Annotated in this window: 10 protein-coding genes; 4 read left to right on the top strand and 6 right to left on the bottom strand. The window is 70.0% G+C overall.

The genetic code is table 11. The features are described from left to right. Nucleotides 1–93 precede the first annotated feature (93 nt). From WME76_RS07735 to WME76_RS07710, 6 genes are all read right to left on the bottom strand, one after another. Nucleotides 94–2,598: a DUF4215 domain-containing protein gene (locus WME76_RS07735; RefSeq protein WP_437959540.1), complete on the bottom strand. Its 2,505-nt coding sequence runs from the start codon at nucleotides 2,596–2,598 to the stop codon at nucleotides 94–96. 63 nt (nucleotides 2,599–2,661) lie between these two features. Further along, entirely contained in the window at nucleotides 2,662–3,651 is a 990-nt protein-coding gene (locus WME76_RS07730; RefSeq protein ID WP_437959539.1) for a hypothetical protein, read from the bottom strand. A 573-nt stretch (nucleotides 3,652–4,224) separates the two neighbouring features. Continuing rightward, nucleotides 4,225–5,664, bottom strand: coding sequence for a serine hydrolase domain-containing protein (locus WME76_RS07725; RefSeq protein ID WP_437959538.1), 1,440 nt, complete (start codon nucleotides 5,662–5,664; stop codon nucleotides 4,225–4,227). A 291-nt stretch (nucleotides 5,665–5,955) separates the two neighbouring features. Next, on the bottom strand, nucleotides 5,956–7,101 hold the full coding sequence (locus WME76_RS07720) for a hypothetical protein (protein WP_437959537.1): 1,146 nt from the start codon (nucleotides 7,099–7,101) through the stop codon (nucleotides 5,956–5,958). Nucleotides 7,102–7,239: 138 nt separating this feature from the next. Further along, nucleotides 7,240–8,253 carry a hypothetical protein gene (locus WME76_RS07715; RefSeq protein ID WP_437959536.1) on the bottom strand — a complete coding sequence of 338 codons (1,014 nt, stop codon included), beginning with the start codon at nucleotides 8,251–8,253 and terminating at the stop codon, nucleotides 7,240–7,242. Between the two features lie 104 nt (nucleotides 8,254–8,357). Further along, entirely contained in the window at nucleotides 8,358–9,581 is a 1,224-nt protein-coding gene (locus WME76_RS07710; RefSeq protein ID WP_437959535.1) for an RNA polymerase sigma factor, read from the bottom strand. Nucleotides 9,582–10,951: 1,370 nt separating this feature from the next. Between WME76_RS07710 and WME76_RS07705 the strand changes: the two genes are divergently transcribed. The 4 genes from WME76_RS07705 (at nucleotide 10,952) to WME76_RS07690 (ending at nucleotide 16,305) form a co-directional block, all read left to right on the top strand. Continuing rightward, the gene (locus WME76_RS07705) at nucleotides 10,952–11,302 is read left to right on the top strand and encodes a transposase zinc-binding domain-containing protein (protein ID WP_437959534.1); all 351 of its coding nucleotides are present in this window, start codon (nucleotides 10,952–10,954) and stop codon (nucleotides 11,300–11,302) included. Then, complete coding sequence (locus WME76_RS07700) at nucleotides 11,296–12,204, top strand: transposase (RefSeq protein ID WP_437959533.1); 909 nt, start codon at nucleotides 11,296–11,298, stop codon at nucleotides 12,202–12,204. The genes WME76_RS07705 and WME76_RS07700 overlap by 7 nt, the downstream gene beginning before the upstream one ends. Continuing rightward, nucleotides 12,201–12,359 (top strand): hypothetical protein, encoded by a 159-nt coding sequence (locus WME76_RS07695; RefSeq protein WP_437959532.1) that lies wholly within the window; start codon nucleotides 12,201–12,203, stop codon nucleotides 12,357–12,359. The genes WME76_RS07700 and WME76_RS07695 overlap by 4 nt, the downstream gene beginning before the upstream one ends. A gap of 238 nt (nucleotides 12,360–12,597) precedes the next feature. After that, entirely contained in the window at nucleotides 12,598–16,305 is a 3,708-nt protein-coding gene (locus tag WME76_RS07690; RefSeq protein ID WP_437959531.1) for an NB-ARC domain-containing protein, read from the top strand. The last annotated feature ends 111 nt before the right edge of the window (nucleotides 16,306–16,416 follow it).

Raw genomic sequence — 16,416 nt, 5'->3', positions numbered from 1 at the left:
TGCAGCGCCACCGCCCCGGCGCTCAAGGCGCTGGACGAGCGTCATCGACGAGCCCGCGGGCTGACGCTGACGATCGCGCGGCGCCGCGGGGGTCTACCGTGTGCCTCCGGTCCGGGTGTGGCGGAAGATCGTGCCATCACCACCACCGATGAACGAGCTGCCTGCGTGGCCCCAGACATCGAACAGATCCTCGCTCGTCGTGGAGTTCATCCGCAACCAGGAGACGCCGTCATAACGCACGATCGTGCCGGACCTACCGACGGCGAAGACGTCGTCGGGACCGCTTCCCCAGACACCATGCAGATCTTCCGATGTGCCCGAGGAGGGCACGACCTCCCAGCTCTCGCCGTCGTGATGCACGATCGTGCCGAGCGCACCGACGGCATAGACATCGTCAGGACCGCTTCCCCAGACATCGAACAAAGCTGGCGGTGCACCCGAGTAGGGTACGGGCTTCCAGCTCTCGCCGTCGTAATGCACGATCGTGCCAGACCAACCGACGGCATAGACATCGTCAGGACGGCTTCCCCAGACACCACGCAGATCTTCCGATGTGCCCGGGTCGACCACACGCTCCCAGGTCTCGCCGTCGTAATGCACGATCGTGCCAGACTTACCGACGGCAAAGACATCGCCAGGACCGCTTCCCCAGACACCTGACAGGTCTTTCGATGTACCCGAGTCGGTCATACGCTCCCAGGTCACGCCGTCGTGATGCACGATCGTGCCAGCCCCACCGACGGCGAAGACATCGCCAGGACCGATTCCCCAGACGCCGGACAGATGTTCCGATGTACCCGGGAAGGGCACGGGCTCGAAGCCTTGGCCGTCGTACTGCATGAGCGTGCCAGACAGCCCGACGGCGAAGACATCGCCAGGACCGCTCCCCCAGAAACCGACCAGACGTTGCGATATGCCCGAGGAGGACACTCGCTCGAGGCCCTGGCCGTCGTAATGCACGATCGTGCCAAACAGCCCGACGGCAAAGACATCATCAGGGCCGCTCCCCCAGACACCATTGAGTTCTTCTGATGTACCCGAAGAGCGCATGGGCTCCCAGCTCTTGCCGTCATAATGCAAGATCGTACCCTGTCCACCGACGGCAAAGACATCGTCAGGACCGCTTCCCCAGACATTGACGAAATATGTCGATGGATCCGAGGGGGGCGTAGGCTCCCAGCCATCGCCGTCGTAATGCAGGATCGTGCCAGACCAACCGACGACAAATACATCGTCAGGACCGCTTCCCCAGACACCACCCCAGTCGTCCGATGCGCCCGTGTCGGTCACGCCTTTCCATCTCTCGCCGTCGTAATGCAGGATCGTGCCAGACCAACCGACGGCAAAGACATCGTCAGGACCGCTTCCCCAGACACCATACAGATCTTCCGATGTGCCCGAGTCGTCCACACGCTCCCAGGTCTCGCCGTCGTAATGCACGATCGTGCCAGACTTACCGACGGCAAAGACGTCGTCAGGACCACTTCCCCAGACATCGTACAGATGTTCCGATGTGTCCGAGGAGGGCACGGGCTCCCACTTCTCGCCGTCGTGGTGCCATATCATGCCAGACATACCGACGGCAAAGACATCGTCGGATCCGCTTCCCCAGACACCGATCAAATTCTCCGATATGCCCACCAATGGCACACGCTCCCAGCCCTCACCGTCGTATCGCAACATCGTACCGGACCCACCGACGACGAAGACATTGTCAGGGCCGCTTCCCCAGACATCAAACAAATTCTCCCATGCGCCGGCCTCTTGCTCACGCCAGTTCCAATCGCCGCAGGAGCGCGCCAACAAGCTGTCGCACGAGGCGGAGCAGCCAGGGCGGCCGAAGTCGTAGCGCAGTCTGACGCACGACGGCAGATCAGCGGCTTTCTGCGGATCACACTTCTCCTCCGGGGCCACCACCCCGTCTCCGCAGTGCACCTCGCAATCCTCGCGGCAATAGCCGCCGTCCGCCGAGTTTTGACGTGCGGCGCACTGCCGTTCCTCGGGCTGCGCACCGTCGGCGCCGCAGTCGCAGGCCTCCCCTCTGGCCGCGTCGACGATGCCGTTGCCACAGGTCTCGTTGGACCGGCAATCTGCGCTGCATCCGTCGCCGTCCAGCGTGTTCCCGTCTTCGCATACCTCCTGCTTCGCCCTGTCGACGATACCGTTGCCACAGGACTCGTCGGACCGGCAATCTGCGCTGCATCCGTCGCCGTCCGACGTGTTCCCGTCGTCGCACACCTCCCGCTCCCCCTTCACCGTATCGACGACGTCGTTGCCGCAGGTCTCGCTGGACCGGCAGTCGGCGCTGCATCCGTCGCCGCCCCACGTGTTCCCGTCGTCGCACACCTCCCCGCCGGCGAGGTCGGTGAACCCGTCGCCGCAGGGGATCTCGCAGCGCCCGTCCGCGTTGCACACGTAGCCGCTCGCGCAGTAGCCATCTCCGCAGGGTGGCCCGGCCGGCGTCAGGCACGCTCCGGCGGCGACCACCACGGCGATCGCCAGGAGCATCGCCGCGAAACAACGAACCACGCCGCCCGGCGAGCGACGTCCCGCGCCGCGCCGCCTCGCATGCACAGGTGAACTCCGCTCCGCCATCATCGCCTCACCCTCGTCTCTCGTCGCCTGTCCCGCTCGCGCGCCGCGCGCGTCGCCCCGACCGCCTCAGAACCGGATCCGCGTCGACAGGCCCGCGGCGCTGCCCGACACGGCGGGCGCAACCTCGATCTTGATGTCGCCATGATCCGCGGTCCGGTACGACCGCGGCCGGTTCATGTAGACCAGGACGCCGCCCGTGATCAGGGCCACTCCCCCAGCAACGAACGAGCCTATGGCGATCCCGTTCTCCAGGCGGCCCTCGTCGTACACGCTGCCCTCTCGCGGCGTGCACTCCAGCTCCTGCCGGCAGGCGCGGCGGAAGGCGGCCTGAAATTTCCCGTCCGCCTTGTCGTTGTGCACGTTGGCCTGCCACGTGAGCCCGGCGCCGAGCAGCCCGAGCGCCCCGCCCGCGCCGATCACGGCCCAGGGCACCCACGCCGCCTGCCACCGGCGCTCGGTGATCGTGGCGTCTGCGCTCAGCCGCAGCGTCCCCGAGGCCCGCTTGCCCGCGAGCACGATGACGGGCTTGACCACGGCGTAGTGCCCCTCCTTCCTCGCCGTGACGACGTGCTCGCCGGGGAGGACCAGCCGCCGCTCGGCGCCGGGGCCGACGAACCACCGCCTGCCGTCGAGCAGCACCGCGGCCCCCGGCTCGTCGCAGCGGATCTCGATCACCGCGAGCTCCTGCCGCAGGAGCTCGCTCATCGACGCGCGCGCCTCCGCCTCGAGCTGCGGATCGAGCGCGCCCGGGCCCCACCGCAGCGCGCTCTGCAGGTTCTCGTAGGCCAGGAGCGGCAGCCCGGTGCGCATCAGCACCCTCCCGAGATAGACCCGCAGCTCGGGATGCTCCCAGTAGCGCAACGCCTCTTCGTATTTCGACCTCGCGTCCGCGAGGATCGCGCTCCGGTGCAGCTCCCGCCCCTCCTGGAACAGCTGCTCTGCCTTCTGCTTGCGCTCCTCCGGGACACCCTGGTGCCACGGCAGCATCGGCGGCCCATCGGCGCGCACGGGCGCCACGTGTACCCCGAGCAGCACGGCGCACAGCAGCAGCTTCATGCCGAGCCCGGCGCGTCCACCACGTCGTCTTCTGGTAGCGCTCATCAGCTCGCCTCCCCCGCCACGTTGGCCGGCCTGCCCTCTTCCCGGCCGCGCGCTCGACGAGCGTTTCCCGCGCCGCCCCGCCGCGGCGCTCCTGCTCGGCAGCCCGGCTGGCCCCTGCTCCACCTCACGCACATCCAGCTCGGTTGCAGATGAATCGTCTCGTGCAGGCGAACCAAGGTTGACTCGGCCGTGGAACAGCGGCTCTACCGTCGCCCGGCCACGTTCCGGTGGACTCCGGCGGCCTCAGCAAGAGCGGAGCCAGCGTGCTGGATGGGCCTCCGGGACAGCGCGCTTCGGAGCGCGTCCCTGCCGCCGCGGGCGTCCGCCGCCAGCCGCGCGCGGAGATCGAGGCGTCGCGCGGCGGCGAGGGGCCCCGGCCCGGCCTGTCGTCGGCCGCTGGGCGCGGCGGCCCCATGGCAATCCTTGCCGTCGCGCGGCGGCAAGGATTGCCAGACCGGCAACCCTTGCCAGCCGGTGGTGGAGATCAACAGGCCATCTGCTTCGACAGCGGCCGCAGCCGGCTCCGTGCTAGGCGACGTCGGGCCGTGTCATCAGCGGCGAGCGCAGGTGCAGCTCCAGGTCGGAGGTGGTCAGGGGCAGCGTGACCCAGGTGGCGGTCGCGGTCCCCGCGTCGACGTCGACCGCCACCCGGACCCGGTGCGGGCTGGTGATGACGTGGAGTTCGGCGACGAACGCCGTGCCCTGCCAGGCGCCAGACGCGACGACGGGCCGGCCGAGCGGCGAGCTCTCCCGCCAGGCGCCGTGGCCCACCTCTAGGTCGAGGAGCGACCCGAGTCGCAGGAGCCACCCGGCGTCGGTCGGATCGACGACCACCGTGATCCCGTCGGGCAGGGCCGAGTTCTCGGCGGAGGCGTCGAGCCTCGCCGTGGCCGAGTGCTGCGGGCCGGCCGAACCCCGTACCTGCGCGAGGGACAGCCCTCCCAGCCGGTCGGCGAGGAGCTCGTCGTCGTGCGAGCCGTCCGGATGGCCGACGCCGGGGAGCAGGCACTCCCATACGGCGTCGAGCACGTCTTGAGCGTGCTGGACCTCCTGTTGGGCGCCGGTCACGGCGACCACCAGGTCGTGCGACGGGACGACCACGCAGTGCTGGCCGAATGCGCCCTTGCCGTGATAGCCGTGGCGCGACATCCAGAACTGGTAGCCGTAGCCGCAGAGGAAGTCGGGGCCGTCGTCACCCTCCGCCTGGTGCCGGCCGTCGATCTGCCGGCTTGTCGCGAGCTCCACCCACGCGCGTGGGACGAGCTGCTGCCCGTTCCAGAGACCGCCGCGCAACAGCAGCTCGCCGAAGGCGGCGACGGCTTCGGTCCGCAGGTGCAGACCGTGGAACCCGAAGGCGGCACCGCTCGCGACGCGGTCCCACTCGGCGTCCTCGATTCCCATCGGCTTGAAGAGGCGCTCGTCGAGCAGCGCCGGGAGCCCGACGCCGGTGACCCGCTCCACCATCCGGGCCAGGACGTAGGTGGTGGAGTTGTCGTAGGTATGCCGCGTTCCCTCGGGTGCGTCGAACGGCACGCGCAAGAAGCCCTTCACGAGGTCTTGGGGTTCCAGCCCCCAGGCCTCGGCGAGGCTGTCCGTGTCGTGCCCGGCCGTCATCGACAGCAGGTGGTGAACGGTGATGCGGCGCCCCTGCTCGGAGACATCGGAGGGGACGTGATCGGGCAGGACGTCCACCACCCGGTCGCTCAAGGCGAGCAGCCCGTCGGCGATCGCGAGCCCCACGGCGATCGACGTGAACGACTTGGTCAGCGAGTAGAGAAGGTGCGGGCGCTCGGCCGAGTACGGCGCCCACCACCCTTCGGCGACGATGTGCCCGCGGTGCACGACCATGACGGAGTGGCACTCGACGGAACGGTCCCCGAGGCGGTCCAGCATCGCGGCGATCGAACGGGACGACACCCCCGAGGCGGCCGGGGTCGAACGCGGCAGCAGCGCACGCTGAGACGACATCCCGACACCGTAGCCGCAGGTGGGCGCCATGCTCGAGGATTTGTCGAACGCCTTCACCATCGGGCCTGTCTACCCCGGCGCGGTGACGTTCCTTCGGAGATGCGACTCAGGCGCCGCCTCGCCGTGTCGAACGCTGCCGGAGCCGACGCGTGCTTCGCTCGGTCGCGCGCCGGACGATATCCTGACTGGCCTTCTCGATATCTTGACTCACGCGCTGCAGCATGCCGGCGCGGCCGATCTCCTGACTGTACCTCTCGAGTCTCTTCGGGAGATTGTAATGGTCGTGCAGACCTATGCCTGGCAGCAGAACGTCGACGGCTCGGCCGGCAGCATCTCGCCGACCGGCTCACCGCCGCTCGGGGCGCAGCCGCCGGGGTCGACGGCGACGACCTCGGCCGACTTGCTGCCGAGGGCGACGCCGGGCGGCGTGACCCCGCAGAACGGCGTCGTCGAGCTCACGACGCTGGACGCGAGCAGGTCCGCGCACGCGCCGTCGCTGTAGACCGAGGCCATGATCGTGCACGACGCGCCCTCGGGCTCCCCGCAGCCGCACGCCGAGCAGCCGCGGGTGTCGTCGGCGCCGCCGTAGAAGACGTGCCTGTCCAGGTACGGCTCCTCGCACGTGACATCGCCCTCGTGGAAGATGCACGTCAGGAAGCCGCCGGGCGCCGGGCCCCCGGGCTGGTCCGGCGACGGCATGCAGGTGCTGCGGTCGCCCGGGCACTCGGTGTAGGCGCCGGGCACGCAGGCGAGCGCCCGGGTCTGCCACGGGTCGAGGCGCTGCGGCGGCGGCGGCGGCTCGTCCCCCCGGGGTGTGCACGCGGCGGTCACCAGCACGGCGGGCGCATCGATCGAGAGAGCCTGCACGCAAGGCTGCCCGCCGCAGTCCTGGCCGGCGGGGATGGCGTTCTCGGCGGTGCAGGCGCCGTCCCAGGCCTCGGGCGCCGCGAAGGCGGTCTCGACGGTGCCTGGATCCGTGGCGGGACACGCCGCCGAAGCGTGCGCTGACCATCCCAGCGGGAGCTGGCACGAGGCCGCTGCCGCATCGGGCGGGTCGCACAGGCAGGCGGCGCAGGCGAGCGGCGCGGGCGCGAGGTCGGCGAACCCCTCGTAGCCGACGTTCGGCGCGGCGGCGGGGCAGTCCGGCGCCTGGTCCGGCGGGCCGTACCAGAGGAGCACCGGGCCGAACCAGCCGAGCGGCGCCGGCGGGACGCAGTCGCCGGCGCAGGCCTGCTCTTCGCCGCCGCTGCCGCCGGTCCCCCCTGCCCCGCCGTCACCCCCGTCGCCCCCGTCCCCGGCGTCCCCCGTGCCCGCTTCGGGATAGGGGCAGCCCGGCAAGCCATATTCGCTGGGCTGGCAGGGACCGTAGACGGCCGGAGTGTCGCCGCAGCCGAGGACGAGCAGAAGGCAAACGGGCAGCGAAGAGGGGATGCGCATGCCGAGCAGCCTATAGGGTGTCTCCGCATCCGCACAATCGGCAGTTTCCTTCAAACGGTCAGTTGTACTTGCCATTCCCAAGCCCCTTCAAAGATTCTCTCCAGATGCTCGTTACAGACTCATTGCTCTCAGGTCCGTTCAGTAGCTGGTCGTGACGCCTAATCCCAAGGCAGCGCCGAGCGGCGATGACGCCCAGCGGAGCGGCGCCGGCGTCGCGCTGTCGTGCGTCACGCGCGTGAACGCCGCCTCGTTCACCATCCAGGTCGCCTCGGCGTAGCCCTGCACGGACCACCTGCGGGAGAGGGGCCACTCGGTACCGAGGCGTGCCCCGAGACCGAACACGGAATCGCTGCGCGCAGTCATGGTCCACGGGTCCCGAGCGGAGAACCGGACGGCGCCGAGGGTGGCGAGCCCGCATCCGACGAGCGGGCCGCCGCGATAGCAAGCCAACGTGGCCGCCGTGAAGCCCGTGGTGCCCATGAGGATGCCTTCCACCTCCTGCGCCAGGGAAACGAGCCCTCGCCCTTCGACAGCGATCGACCAGTCGGACCGGCGAACGCCGAAGGACAGCGTCATTCCGGTCGCCACGCCCGGCGTGATCCCGAGGCCCAGGCTCGCTCCGAGCCCGGCTTCCAGGCGCAGCCGCTCCGGCCCGGCCGGCGGTGGCTCTGGCCGCGGCGGCGCCCCGGCCGGCCCGGTCGGCCGGGGCGGCTCCGGCGCGGCGCGCCGCGCCTGCGGGGGCGGCGCCGAGGGCTCGGACGGCGGCGCGGCCCCGGACGGCGCCGAGGGCTCGGGCGGCGAATTCGCCTGCTCCGGCGCGCCGAGGAGCTGCGCCACGATGGCGAGGGCCACGCCGGACAGCAGCTCCTCGCAGCCGCTCCGCGTGCTGAACCCGTCGGCCCATTGGGTTTTCCCTTCGCGGTCACGCAGCGCCAGCGAGGCCGTGAGCTCGGGTCCCTCCCGCGCGATGTGGATCGTGAGCGCCCGCGGCGCGTCGTCCTCGAACGGGTCGGCCCCGAGCCGGCGGGCCACCTCCGAGCCCAGGAACGTCTCGTCGGGGCAGCCTTCGGCGCCGGGCCCTCGCTGGACCTCGATCCGCACCGCAGGCGGCTCCGGCGCGGCATGCGCCTCCGCGGCGCAGAGCAGGACCATGGCGGCCGCGACGGCGGCGCGCGGCGGGCGTCGAGCGCCCGGGAGCGCCCCGGCGGCGCAGCGGAGAGGCCGCGGACCCAGCTCCCGTCGAGCCCTGGGCCTGCTCATCGCGACGGCACCCTTTCTGGCACGCCCTGCTCCGGTGGGGCGGCGAGACGTGTCCGGACGAGCGCGCGGAGCCGCTCCCGTACGGACGTCAGCCGGCCGAGCGGGAACCGCTCCTCGTGCGCGGCGAGCTGCCGGAGCGCCCCGGCAGGGTCGCCGGCGGAGAGGCGCTCCTGCGCTGCGTCCAGCAGCCGGCGTTCCTCCACGAACGCGTCCTTCCGCTCGCCGGCCGGCGGCGACGCCCGCGGAGCGGCACGGCAGGGCCGGTCGAGCGCCTCTGCCGCCGGAGCGACGGTCCGCGGCTCCGGCGCGCGCTGCGGCGCGGCCGCTGCGAGGGAGGCGCCGCGCGCAGGCAGCTCGCGCAGCGCCGCCCCGAAGCGGTGAGCCCAGAGCGGCGGCGGCGGCGTCAGGGCGAGCAGCGCGGCCGCCGTCACGGCCGCGCCCGCCGCGGCCCACCCGAGCGCGCGGGCGATCCGGACCGAGCTGCGTCGCAGGCTCGAGGGAGCAGCCAGCGGCGGTGCTGGCGCAGGGGGTGTCGATGCCGGCGGTCGCGACGCGGGCAGCACGGCGGACGGCGCGGCGGACGGCGGCGCCTGCGCTGGCGATGTCGGTGCCTCCGCGTCGTGGTCCTGCGCCAGGAAGCCCGACGCCAGAGGAAACGGGAGCCAGAAGGCGCGCAGCGCCCGGCGCTGCTCCGGGCGCAGCCGCTTGACGGCGGCGCGGTAGTCCTCGCGGGCGAGGCGAAGCCGGTTGCTGGCGGTGTTGTATTTGAGGCCGAGCTCGCGGGCGATGTCGACGAGCGGCACCTCGTAGGCCTCGTACATGACGAGGAGGACCCGCCGTTCGGGATCGAGCGTGTCGAGCACCTCGGTCGCGAGCTCCAGCCGCTCTCGCCTCGCGAGGCGCTCCTCGCCGCTCGGCGCGGGGTCGACCGCCTGGCGCTGCGACACCAGGTGCAAGCCGGCCGGCACCTCGCGGCGGCGGTGGGCGCGGTGCAGGTGATGGCTGACCTTGTGCAATGCGATCCCGACCACCCATCGGGCTTCAGGGCTGCGCCGCCGGCGCTGGCCCTGCAGGCCTGGCGGCTCGGCGGCGGAGGGAGCCTCGCGATGCGTCGGGGTCCAGTCGGGGTGGAAGCGGTCGAGGCTCTTGTACGCCGCGAGCAGGATCTCCTGCAGCAGGTCATCGACGTCGGCCTCGGCGACACCCAGGAGTCGCAGCAACCCGGGGAGAACCTCCGCCGCGGCAGCGTGAATGGAATTCCAGATGTCGTCGCGGGATCTGCTCATACCTAGAATTGCGTGGAGCTTTCCCGGTCCGTTTGTGGAAACGCACCGCCGACGCACGGGTCGGGGACGCCCCTGCTCGCGCCGCGGTCTGCGCGGGGCGTTCGCCGAGGTGCGGGGGTGGGGCCGCGCCCGCAGCGCCGAGGTGGTCGGCGGCGGCCTGGGTAGGTCGCTCTCCGGTGCGGAGGCGGAGATCCTGCGCTACGACCGGCGCGGCGGCGGCCGCGGGAAGCTGGCGCGCAACCACGCCGCTCCCGGCGCGGCAGCTACGGTCCAGGGGACGCGTGTCAGAAATCCCGCCAGGATTCCGCCACGGGGGCGAACCGTCGCGATCCGTCGCATCTCCAGGGATTTGGGCAGGGCGTGACGACGGATCGCACCCCCTCAGGAGGTATGGACCCAACCCAAGCCCAACCGCCGAGCCCTGGGCCCGGAGAACTCGCGACGGTCGATCCATCGCCCTGAGCCGCCGTGGTTGCGTCGCTCGCCGGCACCCTGAGCCGAGCCGTCGCCGCCGGGGACGCGGAGGCAGCCTGGGTCGTGCACGAGGCGATCGGTCAGCTGCTCGGGCTGCCGGTGGCACCGGAGCGGTGAGCAAGCTTAAGCCGAACGTCGAGCCCGCCGCTCGCGTCGACTCGCCGCCGGAGCCTTGCCGCTCGCCAGTGCCCGCAGGCTCTACTGGGATCGCCCGCGCGCGGCGGTTGCGTGCCGAAGCGCCCCGGAGGCATCCGGAAAGTGATGCCGGCAAGCACCAGGCCTGTGCCGGCAGGCAAGCGCGGCGGCGTGCGCAGGCGACGACCCCCTCGCCGCGATGCTGCATGGCGACGCCATGGCGGAACTGCGGACGCCGCGGGGAGCGGTGGGAAAACGAGCGGCGAACAGGCTCCTGCATGCTGGCACGGAGGCGGCACGCGCACCATGCGCCTCGGCTCCGAGAGCGCAGATTCAAGCACGTGCCTGGCACGCAGCTCATCCATGGTCCCGATGAGAGGCATGACCATCACCTGCTCGGTGATCGGGATCATCGGTGTGGACAGCTCCGCTAGCCGGCTCTGCTGCACCCGGATGATCTCCTCCTGCAACGCTGCGCGCTCGCGCGCTGCGTTCTCGCGCGACGACATATCGAGCGCGAGCCGTGTGCTCGGCGAGCGCCTCCGCCGCCGCGGCAGCGAGCGTCGCGGCCCGCCGGCCCCCGGCCCGCCACTCCGCCATGGCGCCACCATGGGCGATAGCCCGGCGGGTTGTCGAAATTCGCGGCGAAAACGCGCCCTCACCGCGTAGCGTGCGGCGTGCGGTGTCGGCGCCGTGTGGCGAGCGCGGCTCGCACCACGGGCGTCGTCTACGAGCGCCGTCGCCCCGAGAAGACGACGCTCTACGAGATCGTGCGCAACAACGTGGAGACGCTGTACGGGGCCATCGACGACGGCGCCATCGCCCTCCGGATACCCAAGCACGCGAAGAAGGAGCTCGAAGCCTACCTCGACTGCGGGCTGCTCTGCCGCGGGTTCGCGCGGCTCCGGTGCGAGCGCTGCGAAGAGAGTCGGCTGGTGGCCTTCCGCTGTAAAGGACGCGGTTTCTGCCCGTCGTGTCTGGGCCGACGCATGTGCGCCACGGCGAACCTGATCGAGGACGTCCTGCCCGAGGTGGCGCTGTGCTGACCCGCATCTTCGTCGAGAGCGTGGAGCGGTTCTACGAAGAGCGCGAAAAGCGTCGCGGCGTACGCGCGGCAGCCAAGAGCGGCGCGGTGACCGTCGTGCAACGCACCGGCGAGATGCGGCTCAATCCGCACCTGCACGTCGTCTTTCTCGACGGGGCCTATCACGAAGACAGCACAGAGCTGGTATGGAACGAGCTCGACCATCTGCAGACGCGCCAGGTCGGTCAGGTGCTCGAGCACGCCGTCGGGCGGATGATGCGTTACCTCCGCCGGCACGGGCTCTTCGAGCTCGAGCGCGACGTCGACGAGGACGACCAGCCCGAGGCAGCGCTCTATGCCTCCGCCGTCTCCGAGCGAGAGCCGCCCGCTGGACCGCAATGGCTCCGCGGGCTGTTGCCGCCTTCGCCGAGCGCGCTCGCCTACGACAAGCCGCTGTGCGTCTCGCTCGATGGCTTCACCTTGCACGCGGCGCGGCGCGCCGGTGCACACCATACCGCGGCGAGGGAGGCGCTCTTGCGCTACGTGCTGCGGCCCCCGGTCGCCCAGGAGCGCGTCGCGCTGCAGCAGGACGGCCTGGTACGGCTGTCGCTCAAGCGCGCCTTCGCCGACGGGACGGTCGCGGTCGACATGGATCCGCTCTCGCTCTTGTGCCGCCTCGCGGCCAGCGTTCCGCCGCCGCGCTTTCACACCGTCAAGTACGCGGGCGTGCTTGCATCGGCAAGTCGCCCACGTTGGCGCGGAAGCGCATCGGACCTCGCCTTGAGAAGCCACAAGAGCCTGCGAAAGCCGACGATGACGCCGCTCCGAAGCGCAAGCGCGGTGGCTATCGGCCGTGGGCCGAGCTTCCGCGCCGCACATTTGCGCTCGATGTCCTCGAGTGCCCCAGCTGCAAAGGCAGGATGAAGCTCGTCGCCATGGTCACCGAGCCAAGCAACATCGTCCGCTTCCTCTGCTCGCTCGGCGAACCGACCGACGTTCCAGCACGGTCACCCAACCGGGGACCGCCGTACTGGAAGAGCACCGTCCTGCGCCGCAAGGCGCGCGGCGACGCCGCGTAGCCTACCGCAACAACACCAAGGGCCAGACCAACGCCCCGAGGGCGACGTGTACACGCGGCACGCCGATGCGCCACTTTCCGCGCTCTGCGCCGCTCTGCGCCCGCTCTTTCAACCCAGGAACGAGGCTCCGCGACGCTCGCGGGTCCGCCACTTCGGTCGGCCGCGCCACACCTCCTCGCGCTGCGATCCCGCTTCTTCTTCCTACGCGCTGACGCGGACCTCGGCGTATCCTCGCCGCATGGCATCGCCCGTCAGTGTTGTCATCCTGTACGCGGCCGCTGACACCGAGCACCACGACGCCCTCCGGAAACACCTCGCGGGGCTCGAGAGGCGGGGCGTCCTCGCGACGTGGAGCAGCCAGAAGATTGCCCCGGGCGACGACTGGCAGAAGGTCACCCGCGAGCACCTCGCCGCCGCGCACGTCGTCCTGCTCCTCCTGAGCGCCGATTTCATCGCCGGCGACCTCGACGAGATGGTCGCACCGGTCCAGTCGGACCGGCTCCTGCCGATCCGCGTCCGCGACTTCGACTGGGACGCAGCCCCGTTCCGCTATCTCCGTTCGCTCCCTGCCAACGGCAAGCCTGTGACTCAATGGCCGGACAGGGACAAAGCCTGGGCCGAGATCGCGGAGGAGGTCCGCCTCCTCATCGACCCCAGCGCCCCTCGCTTGCCTTCGAGCGCCGCGCCTTTCCACGTCCCCTTCGCGCAGGACAAGATCTTCTTCGGCCGCGAGGACGAGCTGACGAGGCTGCACGCGCTGCTGCAAAAGGGCGGGACCGTCGGCGTGCGGCCCGCCGCGCTCACGGGCATGGGCGGCATCGGCAAGACGCAGCTCGCCGCCATGTACGCTCACCGCTACAGGGACTCATATGCGGGCGGCGTCTACTGGGTGAACGCGGCCGGCGACGACTGGCGGCCCGCGCTCGCCGATCTCGCCGTGAAGCTGGACCTGGAGGCGCGCGACGCGCCGGAGGCGGAGCGCCAGATCCGGCTGATTGCCGCGCTCGACGCGTATCTACGAGCGCGGCCCGACGCCCTTGTGATCTTCGACAACGTCGATCGACCCGCGGACCTCGCCAGTGATCGGAGGGCCGGGCTCGTCCCGATGAGCCTCGGGGTCCACCTGCTCTTCACCTCGCGACGGCGCGACGAAGAGGGGCGCTTCGGGTGCGTCGAGGTCTCGGTGCTGCCGGAGGATGCGGCGCTGGAGCTGCTGCTGTCGTCGACAGCGCGACGGCCGCTCTGGGAGGCGCGCGCGACGCCGGAGGCCGCGGCCGAGATCGCCGCCGCTCGCGCGATCTGCGAGGCGCTCGGTGCGCTCCCATTGGCGGTGGCGCTCGCCGCCGCGTTCCTCGGCAAGAACCCCAAGGTGACGCTCGCCGGCTACAGCGCGCGGATCGCGAAGCACGGGGCGCTGCCCGCGACAGACACAAACAAGGTCGTGCGTGACGAACTCGCGACGCTGCACGAGGCCGGCGTGGAGGCGACGCTCGCCTCGCAATGGGAAGCGCTCCAGAGCGAGGACGCGCGGCTCGCATTGCGGGCGGCGGCGCTGCTCGGCGAGGCGGCGGAGATCCCGAGGGCGCGGCTGTCCTTGCTCACGGGGCTCGAGGCGCGCGCCGACGAGGGGTTCGCAGCAGCACTGGACGGCGCGCTGCAAGAGCTCGCCGAGCTGTCTCTCGCGGAGATGCTGGTCGAGAAAGGGGCGGTGCGGCTTCACCCGCTGGTGCGGGCGTTTGCAATGAAGCGGACGGAGGCGCGAGCGGTGTTTGCCGCGTGGTGCGCGGACCGGCTCGGGAAGTCGCTCCGAGACATGGGGCGGCTGCACGCCGAGGTCGCGGAGCGAGGCATCGACGCGGTGCTCGGGGATCTGCGGGCGGGCGTGTTGCTAGCGGACGCGTCCGGGCGAGAGCGGCTCGACGAGCTGATCCGGCCCCTGGATCGAGAGGCGCACGCGCTGCGCGAATGGGATGCGAAGAAGGAGCCAGTGTTCTTGCTCCAGCAGCTCCGCAATCGATGCTTCGCTACGGGGGTCGAGGAGGTGCAGAAGCGGGCCGAGGCCCGGCTCGCGGAGCAGGGGTGGCCCTGGCTTCGCGAGCGTGTCCGCACTAACAGGGAATCCGATGCCCTTGTCCGCACGCTCGAAGGGCGTCTCGTGGTGATGGGCGTGGCGGTGACCCCGGATGGTCGCGCTGTCATCTCTGCGTCCGCTGATGGCACCTTAAAGATGTGGGACCTGGGCACCGGGCTGCTGGTCCGCACGCTCGAAGGGCATACCGGCCGTGTGGACGGCGTCACGGTGACGGCGGATGGCCGGTTCGCTGTCTCGGCATCCTCAGATAAAACCCTGAAGATATGGGATCTGAGCATTGGACAGGTGGTCCGCACCCTCGCAGGGCATACCGATAATGTGACCGGCGTGGCGGTGACTCCGGATGGCCGGTTCGCTGTCTCGGCATCCGCAGACAAAACCCTGAAGATATGGGATCTGAGCATTGGGCAGGTGGTCCGCACCCTCGAAGGGCATACCGATCAGGTGACCGGTGTGGCGGTGACTCCGGATGGCCTCTTCGCTGTCTCGGTATCCTCAGATGAAACCCTGAAGGTGTGGGATCTGAGCACCGGGCAAGTGGTCCGCACTCTCGGAGGGAATATCGGCTTGGTAGAGGACGTGGCGGTGACCCCGGATGGCTGCTTCGCTGTCTCGGCCTCGTCGCTTGACCTGACGGTGTGGGATCTGCGCACGGGGCGCAAGGTCCGCACCCTCATGGGGCATATCATCAAGGTGACTGCCGTGGCGGTGACCCCGGATGGCGGCTTCGCAGTCTCGGCATCTCGGGATAAAACCCTGAAGGTGTGGGATCTGCGTACCGGGCAGTTCATCCGAACGCTAGAGGGGCATTCCGACTGGGTGCACGACGTGGCGGTGACCCCGGATGGCAGATTCGCTGTCTCGGCTGCCTTAGATGGGATACTGCTGGTGTGGGATCTGCGCACGGCGCAGGCCGTCCGCGTCCGTGAAGGGCATACGAAACCGACGCCCTACACTCTCCGGGACCCATATGAGATAATATGCGATGTAGCTGTAACGCCGGATGGCCACTTTGCTGTCTCGGCATCCTTCGATGAAACACTGAAGGTGTGGGATCTCTCTACGGGGCAGGTAGTTCGCACCCTCGAAGGGCATACTCGCCGCGTGACGGACGTGACGGTGACGGAAAACGGCCTCGCTGTCTCGGCATCCGAAGATAAGACGCTGAAGGTGTGGGACCTCAGCACGGGGAAGCTGGTTTGCACTCTCGAAGGGCACACGGACTCGGTGGAAGGTGTGGCGGTGACGGCGGATGGCTGCCTCGCTGTCTCGGCCTCCCGGGATAAAACGATGAGAGTGTGGGATCTGCGCACGGGGAATCTGTTCCGCACTCTCGAGGAGCACACCGAACCAATGGAAGACGTGGCAGTGACGCTGGATGGCCGCTTCGCTGTCTCCACTCTAAACCCGCGGACTGGTCACAGCGACTGCACATTGAAGGTGTGGGACCTTGGTACCGGGAAGAGGGTCCGCAACCTCGAAGGGCATACCTGGTGGGTGAATAAAGTGCAGGTGACGGCGGATGGCGGCCTCGCTGTCTCGACGTCCGATGATTGTACGCTGAAGGTATGGGAAGTGGACACATGGAAGCTGGTTCGCACCCTGGATAATCCCGGTGGTAATCGCGATGTGGCTGTGACGCCAGATGGCCGCCTCGCCGTCTCCTTTTCCCGCGACAGGATGATCCTCTGGAGCTTTGTCACGGGCGAGATCCTCGGAACGATGGCAATCCTGGTATGCTGCTGCGCTATCGCGCCCGACGGCCGCACTATCATCGCCGGAGATGAGCTGGGAGCGCTGCGCATCCTCGACTGGGTGAACCCTTCACGTCACTGCCGCGCTGAGCACCGCTGAGCGCGCCGCCTATCAATGTACCCGTCGAGCGGTTCTATAGCGAGCGCGAAAAGCGTCGGGGCGTACGCGCGGCCGCCAAGAGCGGCGCGGTGACCGTCGTGCAACGCACGT

The organism is Sorangium sp. So ce119, from assembly GCF_051524405.1.
Classification (GTDB): domain Bacteria; phylum Myxococcota_A; class Polyangia; order Polyangiales; family Polyangiaceae; genus Sorangium; species Sorangium cellulosum_G.
Note: the sequence above shows the minus strand (reverse complement) of the source record. Positions and strands in the feature narration are given on the sequence as shown.